The following is a 14,391-nucleotide window of genomic DNA, read 5'->3' on the forward strand; positions in this document are numbered from 1 at the left end:
TGCATCGATGCGTTGACGTCCCACAACGCCGATGACTGGGCCGCCGGAGCGATCCGCTTCGGCGGCTCATTTTGTTTGGCGATGGCGAGAGTGACTGAGCAGTGAGCAGTCTGAAGGGCTTCACGCTCGCCATTCGTCCCTCACCGCTCGCGGAACGTCCGCGAAATCTGATCGGTGAGCGGCTTCAAGAGATAGCTCAGGATCGTGCGTTCACGGGTCTGCAGGTGAAGCTCGGCCGGCAGTCCGGATATGATGCGCTGGTCGGGAAGCTTTTCCATTTCGCCGGACTTCAGTTCGACGCGGGCGCGGAAATACGGGGCCGCCTGCTGCCGCTGATCCTGCTCGAGATCGGCGGAAACGAAGATCACCCGTCCGACAAGCTCAGGCGTGCTGCGCTGATCGAACGACGAAAACCGGATCAAGGCATCCTGGCCAACGCTGACCTGGTCGATGAAAGCGGGCTCGATCCGGCTTTCGACCAGCAGCTTTTCGTTTTCGGGGACGATCTGCATCACGGTCTCGCCCGGCGCGACGACGCCGCCGATCGTGAAGACGCTCATCTGATGAATCGTGCCGGTGATCGGCGCTCGAATTTCGATCCGCTGCAGCTTGGCCTCGGCCGCCAGCCGCCGCTCCTGCAGATCGGCGATCTTTTCGGACGCGTCGCGCAGATCGCGCGTCACCTCGTTCAGGCGTTCCTTGCCGACTTGCGCGATCTGTACGTTGATCTCGCTGATGCGGCCCCGCGCCCGCGCGACCTCCGCCTTGAGCTCGCCTGCACGCCCGTCGAGCTGCGCAAGATTGAGCCGCTGCGGATTGATGCGTGAGAGCTGGGTCAGGCCCTGCTTCAGCAATGCTTCCAGTCCGACCAGCTCATCGCGCACCACGGCGGCCTGGGCCTCGACCGCCTTCTGCTGCGCCGTCAGGCCTTCGATTTCCTGCCCGATCTGATCGATGCGCTCGCGAAGCTGCGAGATTTCACCGTCACGGGCGCGCTTTCTCGCGGCAAACAGCTCTTTTTCGATGCTGATGATGCCCGCAGAGTCCGTATCGATGCCGGCATCAACCGGCGGCGGCGGAAAGTCGATAACTGGCGCGTCGTCACGTTCGGCGATGAGACGCGCGGCGCGAACCTGCTGGCCATAGAGCTGCACCATGACCACGCCGCGTTCCGCGCGCGCCTGCGTTTCATTCATCCGCACCAGAAGATCGCCGACCGAGACCTTCTGACCGTTGTGCACGAGAATGGCGGCCACGCTGCCGCCGTCCTGATGCTGGATGCGGCGGATATTGCCTTCGACCACCATGTTGCCGGGCGCGATCACCGCGCCGCGAATTTCGACGGCCGCCGCATAGCCGAGAATGCCGATCAGAAAAATCGCGGTGACGAGGTAGCCTGCAATCAGCCGCCGCCCGAGCTCGTGGCCGATCTTTGCGTCCTGCGCCTGCACCGCCGCCATCTCCGGCGTCATCCGCGCGGTCATGCGCGCGTTCCCGCCGTAATGCCGCCGGAACGACCGGCAATTTCCGGATTGACCACGGCGCGCTTGAGGATCTCGTCCCGCGCGCCGAACATGGATTGCATTCCGTCGCGCACGAACAGAACTTGGTCGACTTCGGCGAGCGCGCTTGGGCGGTGCGCCATGACGACGACGATGCCGCCGCGCTGGCGCACCGCACGGATCGCCTTACCGAGCGCGACTTCACCTTCCGCATCGAGGTTCGAATTCGGCTCGTCGAGCACGACCAGGAACGGATCGTTGTAGAGCGCGCGTGCGAGGCCGACGCGCTGGCGCTGCCCCGCCGACAGCGCCACCGCGGTGTCGCTGATCGTCGTGTCGAAACCTTCGGGCAGCTTCAGAATCATCTGCGTCGCGCCCGCCATCTGTGCCGCGGCAACGACGGCGGCATCTTCCCGGTCAGGCGAGAATCGCGCGATGTTGTCTGCCACCGTACCGTCGAACAGCTCGACCGACTGTGGAAGATAGCCGACCAGCTTGCCGAGATCGTCAGGGTGCCACTGGTCCTGCGTCGCTCCGTCGAGCCGCAACTCGCCGCGCACGATCGGCCAGACGCCGACCAGTCCGCGCGCCAGCGTCGACTTCCCGGCGCCGCTCGGTCCGATCACTGCTGCCGCCTGCCCCGCCTTCAGCCTGAAATTGACGCCAGCGAGCGTCGGCGCGCGTGCGCCATGCGGCGCTATCGCCACGTTGACGAGCGAGACCTCCCGGTTGGGAGGCGGCAGCGACGTGCGCATCGCCTCCGGCTCGACCGCAAGATTGGCCAGACGCGCCCGCGCGTCGCGATACTGCAGGAACGGCCGCCATTGCCCGACCACCTGCTCGATCGGCTGCAGCGCACGTGCGGCAATCACCGACGCCGCCAGCATCACGCCCGGCGTGGCAACCTGTTCGATCACGAGATAGGCGCCGGCGGCGAGCAGCACCGACTGCAGAAGGATCCGGAAGCCCTTGGTGAATGCGGCGATCCGTCCGGCTGCGTCCGCGCCCCGCATCTGCGCCATCAATGTTGAAAGATGCGCCTCCATCCAGCGCGACCGGATGGCACTGAGCATGCCCAGCGCCCGCAAGGTTTCGGCGTTTCGCCGCCCGCCTTCGATCCAGGCGTTGCGGCGCGATGCATGATCGGTGGCCTGGCGGATCGGCTCCTTCGAAACATAATACCCCCAGACCGTCAGGCCGATCAGAATGGCGGCGCCGGCGAGCGCGAGGCTGCCCAGCAACGGATGCAACAGAAAGCAGATCGCGACGTAAAGCGGCATCCATGGCAAATCGAACAGCGCGATCGGCCCTGGCCCACCAAGGAATGTTCGCACGACGTCGAGGTCGCGGATAGGCTGCTGGCCGTCGCCGCTCGTTCGCCGCAGCAAATGCTGCCCGATCACGCCGTTGAACACGTGCTCGCGCAGTGAGCGATCGAGTGCAAGGCCGATCCGGATCAGGATGCTCGCGCGGAACTGATCGAGCAACGCCATCAACACAAGCAGTAGCGCCGTTACTCCAAGCAGCGCCACCAGCGTCTGCTGACTGCGGCTGGTCAGCACCCGGTCGTAGACCTGCAGCATGAAGATGGGGCTAACGAGCAGCAGGAGGTTGATGATCGCGCTGAAGATGGCGACGCTGACGAGCGCCCGACCGTTGGCTCGCAAGGCAACCTGGACGGGGTCAACCGATGTGCGCGGACGCGGCAGGACGGCCATATTCCCCCTATTCAGGTGACGTCGTGAGTTTGCCCCCAAACCAGACTCAGCGAGTTTCGCTGTCCCCAACTAACAGGGGACTCTATGCTCTGCAACCGCAGGATGCGGGAGGGCTTGGCTGCCTACCCTGGCATATGCAATTCTCGACGTGAAACCGGAACAAGAACCATGCAAGGCATCGATCGCCGCATCGTCCTCGCCGCTCTCGCCGTCACCGGCCTGATGCCTCGCGCCGCATTCGCTCAGGCGGACGGCGTTGCCGGCAAAGTCGACGAGGCCATCGGACTCGTCACCGCCGAAGGCAGGAACCGGCAGCGACCGCTTGTACCGCAGGAGACCGTGTTCGTGGGCGAGACAATCGCCACCGGCAACGCCTCGAAGGCCGGCATGAGGCTCGGCGTGGAAACAGTGCTCCGGCTTGGCGAGCTGGCGCGAGTCAGGATCGACCGCTACCTCGTCAACGCGGGCGGAACGATCCAGCTGAACGCCGGACCGCTGCTGCTCGATAAACCGAAGACATCGCCGCCGGTGAATATCCGCTCGCCATTCGGCCTGATCAGCGTGCGCGGCACGCGCCTGTTCGCGGGACCGAGCCGCGGCGTGTTCGGGGTGTTTGTCGTCAACGGCGCCGTGACTGTGCGGAGCGGCGGCAGAACGGTTCGGGTCGAGGAAGGCTTCGGCACCGACGTCTCGAGGCCCGGCGCGGCGCCGACGGCACCGACACGCTGGGGCGAGGAACGCATTCGCCTTGCGCTGGCGAGCGTCTCGTAGGCTGAGCTTGCCGTGACGCCCGCGCCCGATCAACTGGCGTCGCTGCTCGCGCAAACCGAGCTCTTCTGCAAACTTCCCGCCACCTCCGTCGCCCAGATCGCCGGCCGGTTTCACACCGTCAAGTTCAGACGCGGCCAGATCGTCTATGAGCGCGGCGATGCCGGCAACGTCCTTCACCTGATTGGAAGCGGTCGCATCCGCTTCTCGGTCGTGTCGGTGGATGGGCGCGAACTGAGCGTCCGGATTGCGAAAGCGGGAGACGTTATCGGCGAGATCGCCGTGCTGGACCGGCAGCCGCGAACGGCGACGGCGGTGGCACTCACTGATGTGACCGCGCATTCGCTCTCGCGCACGGATTTCGACCGTCTCATGCTGCAAGAACCACAGCTTGCCCGGAACGCCATCGACTTTCTCTGCCAGCGGCTGCGCGACACCACCGAGCAACTGGAGCTGATTGCGCTCTATCCGGTCGAAGTGCGCCTCGCGCGCTTCCTCCTGATCGCGCTGAAGGGCCAGAGCAGCACGAGCGGCAAGCGGATTCCGCTCGAGCTCGGGTTTTCACAAGGGGAGCTCGCGCAGCTGCTCGGCGCCAGCCGGCCCAAGGTCAACATCGCGCTGGGCATTCTCGAAGAGGCCGGCGCGATCGGCCGCACCTCGGATCGCCTGTTTTGTGATCCCGCCATCCTCGCGCGGATCGCCGAAAAGACCGATGCCTAACCCGCAGCTCGCTATACGGACGCCGCTGCTCGGCGGACTGCTCGCGACCGCGGTTCTCACCGCCGCCCTGCTTCTCGCGCCGCAGGAAATCTTGAATCGCGCAATCGAGCCGATCAGGGATATCATTTTGCGCACGGCGGCGGCCTTCATGAACAAGCCGCCGCCGGCAACACGCGTGGTCGTTGTCGACATCGACTCCCGGAGCCTCGATGAGGTCGCCCAGTGGCCATGGCCGCGCGAGCTGGTTGCGCAGCTCGTGGACCGGATCTCAGCGGCGGAGCCGTCGGTTGTTGCGATCGACATCCTGTTCGAGCACGCCGATGCGCATTCCCCGGCCGCGCTGGCCCGACAACTCGGCGCGCGTCTCGGCCGAAACGACCTCACGGCGCTTGCAGAAACGCTGCCCGACGGGGACAAGCGCCTCAGCGCCGCTTTCCGGACGGCGGCCGTCGTACTCGGCTTTGTGCTCGACCCAGCCTCACGCGGCAGCGTACCGGCACCACCGATCATTGCACGCGGCCAGGTGGACCTCTCCGACATCTGGCGCAGCGCCGGCGTCATCGGCCCGCCGGACGAGCTGGTGCAGGCCGCCCGCGGCATCGGCGCACTCGCCTTGCCGGGCGACGCGAGCGCCATCGTCCGTCGCGTTCCCTTGCTTGTCGCCGCGGGCGGGCAACCATATCCCGGCCTCGCACTCGAAAGCGTTCGGGTTCTTGCCGGCGCTTCGAGCTATATCGTCGACGGACCGACCGAGACCATCCAGGTCGGCGACCGGCAATTTGCACTTGCGCCCGACGCCATGCTGCGGCTCGCGCCGGTCGTAGCGACGGAACGCAATCTGCCGATCGTTTCGGCTGCGGACATCATGACGGACCGCTTCGATCGGGCGGCCCTCGCCAAATCGGTCGTCATGATCGGCGGCTCTGCCCCCGAACTCGGCGGCCTGCGTCCGACGTCATTCGACCCGGTCACCCCCTCGGTGCTCGTGCATGCGGACGCATTCCAGCAGCTCATGCGCAATTATGTTCCGCGCCAGCCGCCGTTCGCGCCAGCAATCCAGCTCGGAGGCGTGCTGATCGCAGCGCTTCTGGCGCTGTGGGCAGCGCTTCGGCTCCGGCCGCTTGCGGCGGCCATCACCGTCGCCGCGCTGGCTGCCATCATCTGGGGCGCCTGCATCGCACTTGCCGGCAAGCCGCAGCTCCTGGTCGATCCGCTGCTGCCGACAACTGCGGCCTTCGTCGTGTTCGCCGTGGTATCGACGCTCCACTTCGCCATCACCCAGCAGCGCGAGGCGCGCGTGCGGCAGCGCTTCGAGCAGCACCTGGCGCCGCAGGTCGTCAGCCTGATCGTGTCCGACCCGAACCTGGTGAAGCTCAGTGGCGAGCGGCGCGAGATTACTGCGCTGTTCACCGATATCGAAGGCTTCACGACGATGACGGACAGGCTGGGCGCCGAGGAGCTCGTATCGCTGCTCGATCGCTACTTCGAAGGCGTGACCGCCATCGTCATGAAACATGGCGGCATGATCGACAAGCTCGTCGGCGATGCCGTGCACGCATTCTTTAATGCCCCGCTGGATCAGGCGGAGCATTGGCGACACGCCATCGAATGCGGCATCGAGATACGACAATGGACCGAGGCATTCCGCATACGGCCGGAGAACATCGCCTCGGCGATGGGCAAGACGCGAATCGGAATCGAAACCGGAGACGCGGTGGTCGGCGACGTCGGCATCCGAGCGAAGCTCGACTACACCGCTCACGGCAACGCGATCAATATCGCAGCACGCCTGGAGGCGGCGAACAAAGAGCTCGGATCGACCATCTGCATCGGCGCTGGCGCCGCGACCCGCTACGGCCTCGAGCATTTGAAGCCGCTCGGTAAGGTGCAGCTTCGCGGCCTGAACATGGAGATGGCGGTCTACGAGCCGAAGGAGTGAAGCACGCCCGCCCGCGCAGTCTGGACGAACGTCTCAGTCGCGCTCGAAGGTTAGCTTCACCGTGGTGCCTTCGTTGCCGGCATATTCGACGGTGCCGCGAAGGTTGGCGGCCAGGCTGTTGATGATGCTCCGACCGAGCGACGATCCGAGCGCCTCCTCGCCCGAGGCGATCCCTATCCCATTGTCGGAGATGATCATTTCGCACGGATTGACGAGATGGTTGATGCGAACCGCGATCCGGCCGCCGGTCTGCTTGAAAGCGTGCTTCAGCGAATTGGTGACGATTTCGGCCGTCAGCAGCGATAGAAGGATCAGACGCTCCGGACCCAGCATGAGCGAGGACGGCTCGACCTCGATGGCCACATCATTCCGGCCTTCGGCGCGGACCAGCTCATCGCACAGCACCAGAAGATGGGTGGTGACGGGCTTCTCGCTCGCCGAGGGATCATACAAACGCCGATGAATAGTCCCCAGAAGCTCGAGACGACGTTGCGCGGCAAGAAGCGACTCCGCCTTCGACCGCTCGGTCGTTCGTTCGAGCTGCAGAACGCTTGCGACCAGCTGCATGTTGTTGGCGACACGATGCTGCAGCTCGCTGAACATCGCATTGCTCTTCTCGCGTTCAACCCAGAGCTTGTCGGCTGTCCGGTGCAAGAAATGCATGAAGGCGAGCACAAACACCGATGCGGCCGTAAAGATGCCGAAGGGAACGAGAAAATTTGGCGCGTCATAACCGAGAAACATCGGCCGCGACGAGAAGACGAAATAGACAGCAAGCTCGCTCAGCAGCATGACCAATAAGCCCGGCCACGCACCGACCAGATAGCCCGCGACAATGACGGCCGGATAGAACGTGATGAACGGAATGCCGCTGTCCGGCAGCACCATGCGCAGGCCGAGAGCAACGGCAAAAATTCCGAGCGCGATCAGCATGCTGAGCAGGCGATCGTGGCGAAGCCTGTAAAGACGACGTGTCAGATCCATCACGAGTCGAACGACACTCCCCGCCCCATTGTAATTTCCGCCGAGGCGCCGAACAGTCCCTTGGGGAAACACGATTACCGGTAATATTTCCTACACCATATCGCGCCGCGATGGACCTTCGTCGTCGGCAATGATCAACAGGGGCCGGGCGCGCCTGATGGCAGGAGCCAGGACGATCAGGCATGTCGGAGCGCGGTTAAGCGGCGCACCGCAATACCGAAAAATGCGTGAGAATGCGCATGGCTTACCCGGCCGGAATGATTTGTCGCAAATCCTGCACACACCTGCCGGCGAAGCCCGGGGCCGGCCCGCCAAATCCTGTCAGGGAAAGGATATTTCGCCGCCGCCGATCCTGGCTGGGTGACGGAATCTTCGCGCGGCTGTGATGGCCTCTGCCGAGAATATGACTCGCCAAGCTGGTGGATTGGGTGAACACTCTCACCATCACCGACCTGGAAGCTCCGGCGTCGGTGACTGAGAGATGATTGCGCTCCCGCCCGTCGGTAAGGAGTGCCCCACATGACAGACATTCGAACCCACATTGAAGAGCTGCGAACCAAGGCGGCCGATTGCGAGCTCCTCTGCAGTCTCGCAACCGACCCCGTCGTGCGCGAAGAGAGCCGCAGACAGGCTGCGGAATATCAGCGTCTGATCGAGGAAGCCAAAAGTCGTCTCAAGACACAGGCGGCATGACCCGAGCGCCGCGGTTTTAAAGTCGTCCCGGAATGACGCTTGCCCTTGATGCGGGTGGGCTTCCGAACAGACGAGCCTCGCGAGGCGCAAGATATCTCAAGATATACAGAGTCTGGCGCGTTGTCGTGCTGTGGAACGCCGGCATGGTTTGCGAGTTGCTGATCCATCTCGCTCCAGCAAGGGGATTTGAGCATGACGAAGACGAAGACCCTGCATGACCTCTTCCACCACACGCTGAAGGATATCTACTTCGCCGAGAAGAAGATCCTGGCGGCACTACCGAAGATGGCGAAGGCGGCACAGCACAGAGAACTGAAGGCGGCGTTCGACAAGCACCATGCCCAGACCGAAGATCATGTTGCCCGGCTGGAGCAGGTGTTCACCGAAATCGACGCCAAACCGCAGGGAAAGACCTGCGATGCGATCCTGGGGATCATCGCCGAAGGCCAGGAAATGATGAAGGAGTACAAGGGCTCCCCGGCGTTGGACGCGGGTCTCATCTCGGCCGCCCAGGCGGTGGAGCACTACGAAATCGGACGATACGGTACGCTTGCGACCTGGGCTGACGAACTCGGCATGACCAAAGCGGCGCAGCTTCTGAAGGAAACGCTTGCTGAGGAGGAAGAGACCGACAAGTCGCTGACCGAGCTTGCAGAGGCGAGCGTCAATCAGGAAGCTCACCTTGAGGCGGCAGAGTAACAATACGATCTGGCAGTGGCTCGTCAGGATGGATGACCGCGTCGGCAGTGTCGTACTTGACGCGGGTATCGCCATCATCCTGGCCGCGGTCGCGACGGCAGTGCTGCGCTCGCTGCTCGGCTATCTGTAAGTTCGCACGCGAAATGCCATGCGGCCGTTGCCGCAAAGGACCGGACCAGCCGCCAGGCAAATGAAGGCTGGCGAGCTCCGGCATGCCCCGGCGCCTGAGCGTTTGGTTCCTGCGCGGAACCCCCGCCACGCTTGAACGTTTTCCCTGCTGAACACCAGAACCAGTTCCAGGCGAGCAATTTCCGGCAGATGACGATTTCCGAGGCTGCAGTTCTACGGGAAGGCCGGAATTGCTGGCGTATTTTAGGGGCCGAGCGCGCCGCGGTGCTCGTGGACTCCGAGTCCTACTTCTCGCACTTGCACGACGCATTCAAGCTCGCCCGGCGCTCCATTCTCATCCTTGGCTGGGATTTCGACGGCCGCATCAAGTTGCGGCCGCAGGACGAAAGCTGCATGAGCCTCGGCGCCATGCTGCGCGGCCTGGTCGAGAGATGCCCCGACCTGCATGTCGACATTCTGGTCTGGAGCGTTGCGGTCTGGCACGCGCCAAGCTCCGCTTCAGGCCTGCTGCTGGGAGAGAGCTGGCAGGAACATCCCCGCATACGGATCCACCTCGATACGCACCATCCGATCTACGCTGCGCACCACCAGAAGATCGTCTGCATCGACGATGCGCTGGCGTTCTCCGGCGGCATCGATCTCACCGTGCAGCGCTGGGACTCGGCCGAGCATCTCGCAACAGACCCTCACCGTCTCGACCCGGAGGGCGAGCCTTACGGACCAGTGCACGACATCCAGATGGCAGTGCAAGGCGAAGCAGCGACGGCGCTTGCCGAGATCGTGCGGGAACGGTGGCGGCGCGCCGGGCTGCCACCGTCACAACCGGTCGAGCGTAGCGAGTCTCTGTGGCCGCCCATGCTTGCAGCGGACTTCAACGATACGCGACTGGCGATCGCGCGAACCTATCCGCACTGGGAGGACCACCCGCGAGTCGAGGAGATCGCCGCGTTGACGCAGGATACGATCCTCGCCGCGCGGACCTACATCTATATCGAGGCGCAATATCTGACCGCCCCCGAGGTCGCGAAGGCCTTGGCGAGAAAGCTCGGGCAGGAAGACGGGCCGGACGTCATTATCATTATCACCAAACAGTCGCGCGGACGCGCCGAGCAATTTGTCATGGGGCGAAATCGCGAGCGGCTGCTCAGGCGGCTGATCCATGCCGATCGCCATCATCGCCTGCGCATCTACTATCCGGCAATTCTCGACGACAAGGGCGAGACGTCGATCCATGTGCATGCAAAGCTGACGATCGTCGACGACCGGATCCTGCGTGTCGGCTCGGCCAATCTCAACAACCGTTCGATGGGGCTCGACACCGAGTGCGACATCGTCATCGAGGCTGACGACGACGTCACGCGCAACGCGATCTGCAAGGTTCGTGAACGCTTGCTAGGTGAGCATCTCGGTACCAGTGCCGCCAAGCTGCGCGAAACAGCGCACGCGGCGCACTCTTTGCTGGCCGCAATCGAGACGCTCAACCACAGCGAACGACGGTTGATCGACATCAGTGTTCAGCATCGAGGCCCGACGCGTCCGGTCTGGGCCACCTTCATTCTCGACCCGCGGCGTCCGATCGAACCGCTATGGCTTCTGCAGCGAGGGTTTCGTCGCGGCATCAACCTGCCGATCCGGCCCCGGCTTCAGCAATACTTCCGACAAGACGAGAAGAGCTAGGCCGAACGCCAGCGGCACCAGGTAATAGACGACGCGAAATATCAACAGCGCCGCCAGCACCGGCGCACCGGGGAGCAGCGACAGAACGATGCTTTCCAGAACCCCGATCCCTCCCGGCACATGGCTCGCGATGACACCGGTATTGGCGAGCACATAGGCCGTTGCGACATCGAAATATCCGATCGCCCCCGCGCCCGCGACCAGTTGATGCAGACACGCGACGACGCACAGGTAGTTCAGGCTGCCGACACCGACCTGCGCTGCGGCCAGTCGGGTCGAGGGCAGCGGCACGGTCCAGCCGAGCAGCGAGACGGACGTCATAAAGCGCGTGAGGCCGACATATACCACAGGCACCGCGAGCAGCAGCAGGCCGAGGGCGCGCGCGGCAGGCGAACTCAATCCGGCGAATGAGCCGCCAACGGAAGGATTGAACACCAATGAACATCCGCCGACGGTGAGAAGCCCCATGGCGACAGTGAGGCCGCAGAAAATCACGAGCCTGGCGACCTGTTCGAACGAGAGGCCCCAGCGCGCGTAGAAGCGATAGCGGACTGCCCCGCTGCTCAAACCAGCGAAGCCGACGTTATGCCCGATCGAAAGGCTGCAGAAGGACGCCAGTGCTGCGCGCCTCCAGGCAAGCGGACGACCGACGCACCGAAGCGCAATCCAGTCGAAGAATGAAAGGCAAAGGTAGCTCGCTGCGGCAAACAGCGCGCCGACGACGATCCGGCCGGTCGGCACAGCGGCTATCGCCTGCGACACGTCTGCCCAACGATACTCGTTGACAATCCGGTAGCCGAGGATCCCGACCAGGCCGACCACGATCACCGCCATCAGCGGCCCCACCCATCGACCGCCGCGCGCCCTTCTCAAAAATTGCCGCTCCTCGAACATGGTCGAGTGCCTGTGCTCGCGAACTAGTGTCCCGCCTCTGAAGCCCGTGACCGGGCCTGCAAGGCTTCGTCCAAAGAGGTCAGATCGGCGGCGTCAGGCAGCGTCGCGGGCCGGCGCGCCCTCACCGGGATCCGAAGATCCGCCAACACCGGCAAATGGTCGGACGCAGCCTGCGTCGCCGGCGTCTTTATCACCTCGACGCGATCGACCTGAATCGACGGTGAAACAAAAATGTAATCGATCCTGAAGCGGGGATATCGCGCGGGAAACGTCGCGCCTGAGCGAGCGGACGGCGCAAGCTTTTGTGCATCCTGCAAGCGCGACATCACGCGCGCATAGGTGCGCGAGCGCGACAGGAAGTTGAAGTCGCCGGCAAGGATCGCCGGGTCTTCGCATTCGGGGTTCAGCAGCCACCCGGCTCCGCACAACGCATCGATCTGCACCCTTCGCTCCCGCCGCGTGAGCCCGAGGTGCGTGTTCAGCATCTGGACGAAGGCTCGTCCAATGCGGATTTCCGTCCAGAGTGCGCCCCGCCGCTCCAGTTTCATGGGAAACCTGATGCCGGGCAGCGCGGCAGCTTTCACCAGGCGCATCGGCAAGGCCGTGAGGATCGCGTCGCCGAACTCCTCCTCCATCACACGCATGGCCGGCGAGAAATGAAAATCCATCCCCAGCTCCCGTGCGATCAGCTCGGCTTGATCAAGCCGGTCGCTGCGCAGGCGGCGGACGTCGAGTTCCTGGAGCGCGACGATATCCGGGGCCGCGGAGGCAATAACCTCGGCAATTCGCAGCGGCGATCTGACCCGGTCGCGACCTTTGCAGGCACGGACGTTGTAGGTCAGCACGCGCAAGCGCTCGAAGGTCGGGGGATCATCCGTCATCCGCTGCCCAGCTTTCGAAGTTCGCTCCACCTGTGCGGCGCCCCCTCAAGCGAACCTCCAGAAACAAAGGCGCACAAGCAAATATTTTGATCCCTGTGCCGCATTTGCATGTGTAGGGCCTGATCGGCGTGGAGCGATGGGTGCCGGATCTCAGATCGGCGGCGTCAGGGTGGAACGCGCCGAGGCGAGCCGACGTTCCGGGGAACCTGCGCGCTGTGCAGACCTAAAAACATGCAGCCGCGCCAGCGCCGAGGTCGTGCGCGGCGCGCGGTGCGCAGGCGTAGACGCCGATCGACGGTGGCGAGCAAGTCATTGCGGAGCAAGGATGAGATTGCGTCCTCGATCAGGGCTTTCGAAAAAGTGGTCGTTGCGACCGACCCTGTTGCGGGATTTGCGCACGGAGCCTTCCGGGCGGATGGCCATTCGGCGCCGCAATTCGATGAAAAAGCACGGGTTCGCAGCAGCATCGCTTAACTGCAAAATAACTCACCCAGAAGTGACGAGACTGCAACACTGCGCCGGATGGGAACGATCCTATATCAGACCTAATTGTCAGCGAGGCACCACCGCGAGCATAGAAGGATTCGATGCCGGTCTTGGGATATTGCCTGTCGGTCGGCAGCGTTTTGCTCACGCTGATGTTCGTGGCTGACGTCTACCTGCCGTCGCAGCCGCCGCTCGCCGAAGCCCACCGCACCTACAAAATCCCGATCAAAGCCAAGCATGTCGGGCCGCAGCCGCTAACGTTCAGCGGCGCGACCCGCACGTTCGGGCCGCCCCCCGCCTCGCTGGCGATCGTCGATTTGGCCGGCCAAACGAACCCGTCGAAGCAGGCCGACGCAAAACCGGCTGACCCGAGGCAGGCCCACGCGCAGATGACCAACGCGTCGCAAGCCGTCGAGCCGAAAGCGAAGCCCGCACGCAAGAAAATTGCACGGCGAAAGGTCTACAGAGACCGCGATGTTGCCCAAGTGCCTGAGCCGTGGCGGCAGAATGGAGGCTTCGGTTTCGCGTTCGCACGGCCGCTTTGGTGAGGCTTTCCAACGTTAGCGTGCCACCGCCAGCTTGGTGCGCTTAGGCTTCTTCTTTTTCTTCAGTACGGCAAGCCGTTTTCGCTTGGCTTCCTGCTCCCGTAGCTGCGCTGCGTAGCGCTCACATTCCTCAAATTTGCCGTTTGCGAGTTCCGACCGCTCTTCTGCGGTTGGTTCGCGAAAAAATTCGTGCCGCCCGGCATCGACGACCTTCACGAATTCCTTTCGAAACCGGCAGGCGTTACGCAGCGGCGTGAGGGCTGCGTTCATGTAGTACCGGATCGCCCGTTCGGACAGGTGATTGATGCCCTGCAATTCTTGTTCGGCGATCTGTTGAGCTTGCAGCCACGCCCCACCTCGCCCTGGTGTCCGTCGGGCGACCGGCAGGCAGGTGAACGAGAACTGGCAGACTCCCTTGCGCATGTAGAAGACCACATCGCAGATGTCCGCGCCGCCCCATTTGCGCAAATTCGCACGTGCGCGTTCGTGAATGACGCGAGCGATATGCCGTTGGCCAACCTCCGGCTCGCCCGTCGATCCACCTTCGAAGTAGATCGCCAACGTCAGACAATAGATTTGTGATTCAGCCCGAAGGTCCCGCTCGATCGTCCGGTGGCCCGGAGCAGGCGGTGCGACGAAAATTATCGCGTGATGCGCAAATGCAGATGGACATACCGCGATCGCGAGTGCGATCGCACACAGTACCTTTCTCATTTTCCTGCCCCTGACGCGTTTGTGATGCACGGATATTTGTAG

General features: G+C 63.6%; 14 protein-coding genes. 8 read left to right on the forward strand and 6 right to left on the reverse strand.

Annotated features, from left to right (window positions below):
- Positions 1–140 precede the first annotated feature (140 nt).
- Positions 141–1,484 carry an HlyD family type I secretion periplasmic adaptor subunit gene (locus tag RCO31_RS30745; RefSeq protein WP_308972152.1) on the reverse strand — a complete coding sequence of 448 codons (1,344 nt, stop codon included), beginning with the start codon at positions 1,482–1,484 and terminating at the stop codon, positions 141–143.
- A complete protein-coding gene (locus tag RCO31_RS30750; RefSeq protein WP_308972153.1) occupies positions 1,481–3,220 on the reverse strand; it encodes a type I secretion system permease/ATPase in 1,740 nt (579 codons plus the stop codon). Before RCO31_RS30750 ends, RCO31_RS30745 begins: the two co-directional genes overlap by 4 nt.
- 168 nt (positions 3,221–3,388) lie before the next feature.
- On the opposite strand from RCO31_RS30750, the gene RCO31_RS30755 reads away from it, so the two are divergent.
- Genes RCO31_RS30755 through RCO31_RS30765 form a run of 3 tightly spaced genes read left to right on the forward strand, consistent with a single transcriptional unit; the run spans position 3,389 to position 6,647 of the window.
- Positions 3,389–3,991 carry a FecR domain-containing protein gene (locus tag RCO31_RS30755; protein ID WP_308972154.1) on the forward strand — a complete coding sequence of 201 codons (603 nt, stop codon included), beginning with the start codon at positions 3,389–3,391 and terminating at the stop codon, positions 3,989–3,991.
- A 12-nt stretch (positions 3,992–4,003) separates the two neighbouring features.
- Positions 4,004–4,708, forward strand: coding sequence for a Crp/Fnr family transcriptional regulator (locus tag RCO31_RS30760; RefSeq protein ID WP_308972155.1), 705 nt, complete (start codon positions 4,004–4,006; stop codon positions 4,706–4,708).
- Entirely contained in the window at positions 4,701–6,647 is a 1,947-nt protein-coding gene (locus RCO31_RS30765) for an adenylate/guanylate cyclase domain-containing protein (RefSeq protein ID WP_308972156.1), read from the forward strand. The genes RCO31_RS30760 and RCO31_RS30765 overlap by 8 nt, the downstream gene beginning before the upstream one ends.
- 33 nt (positions 6,648–6,680) lie before the next feature.
- On the opposite strand, the gene RCO31_RS30770 is transcribed toward RCO31_RS30765, so the two are convergent.
- Positions 6,681–7,631, reverse strand: coding sequence for a histidine kinase dimerization/phosphoacceptor domain -containing protein (locus RCO31_RS30770; RefSeq protein ID WP_308972166.1), 951 nt, complete (start codon positions 7,629–7,631; stop codon positions 6,681–6,683).
- A gap of 519 nt (positions 7,632–8,150) precedes the next feature.
- Here RCO31_RS30770 and RCO31_RS30775 point away from each other — a divergent pair.
- From RCO31_RS30775 to RCO31_RS30790, 4 genes are all read left to right on the forward strand, one after another.
- A complete protein-coding gene (locus RCO31_RS30775) occupies positions 8,151–8,324 on the forward strand; it encodes a hypothetical protein (RefSeq protein WP_308972157.1) in 174 nt (57 codons plus the stop codon).
- 192 nt (positions 8,325–8,516) lie between these two features.
- Complete coding sequence (locus RCO31_RS30780) at positions 8,517–9,023, forward strand: ferritin-like domain-containing protein (RefSeq protein WP_308972159.1); 507 nt, start codon at positions 8,517–8,519, stop codon at positions 9,021–9,023.
- Positions 9,007–9,153 carry a hypothetical protein gene (locus RCO31_RS30785; protein ID WP_308972160.1) on the forward strand — a complete coding sequence of 49 codons (147 nt, stop codon included), beginning with the start codon at positions 9,007–9,009 and terminating at the stop codon, positions 9,151–9,153. Before RCO31_RS30780 ends, RCO31_RS30785 begins: the two co-directional genes overlap by 17 nt.
- A 131-nt stretch (positions 9,154–9,284) precedes the next feature.
- On the forward strand, positions 9,285–10,829 hold the full coding sequence (locus RCO31_RS30790) for a phospholipase D-like domain-containing protein (RefSeq protein ID WP_308972161.1): 1,545 nt from the start codon (positions 9,285–9,287) through the stop codon (positions 10,827–10,829).
- Here the strand turns inward: RCO31_RS30790 and RCO31_RS30795 are convergent.
- Both RCO31_RS30795 and RCO31_RS30800 read right to left on the reverse strand, forming a co-directional pair.
- Entirely contained in the window at positions 10,737–11,702 is a 966-nt protein-coding gene (locus tag RCO31_RS30795; protein ID WP_308972162.1) for a lysylphosphatidylglycerol synthase domain-containing protein, read from the reverse strand. The genes RCO31_RS30790 and RCO31_RS30795 overlap by 93 nt on opposite strands.
- Positions 11,703–11,746: 44 nt before the next feature.
- Entirely contained in the window at positions 11,747–12,604 is an 858-nt protein-coding gene (locus RCO31_RS30800) for an endonuclease/exonuclease/phosphatase family protein (RefSeq protein ID WP_308972163.1), read from the reverse strand.
- A gap of 587 nt (positions 12,605–13,191) precedes the next feature.
- On the opposite strand from RCO31_RS30800, the gene RCO31_RS30805 reads away from it, so the two are divergent.
- Complete coding sequence (locus RCO31_RS30805; RefSeq protein ID WP_308972164.1) at positions 13,192–13,638, forward strand: hypothetical protein; 447 nt, start codon at positions 13,192–13,194, stop codon at positions 13,636–13,638.
- Positions 13,639–13,650: 12 nt separating this feature from the next.
- On the opposite strand, the gene RCO31_RS30810 is transcribed toward RCO31_RS30805, so the two are convergent.
- Positions 13,651–14,349 carry a cell wall hydrolase gene (locus RCO31_RS30810; protein WP_308972165.1) on the reverse strand — a complete coding sequence of 233 codons (699 nt, stop codon included), beginning with the start codon at positions 14,347–14,349 and terminating at the stop codon, positions 13,651–13,653.
- Between the last annotated feature and the right edge of the window lie 42 nt (positions 14,350–14,391).

Origin of the sequence: Bradyrhizobium sp. LHD-71, assembly GCF_031157255.1 — a bacterium.
Lineage (GTDB): Bacteria > Pseudomonadota > Alphaproteobacteria > Rhizobiales > Xanthobacteraceae > P52-10.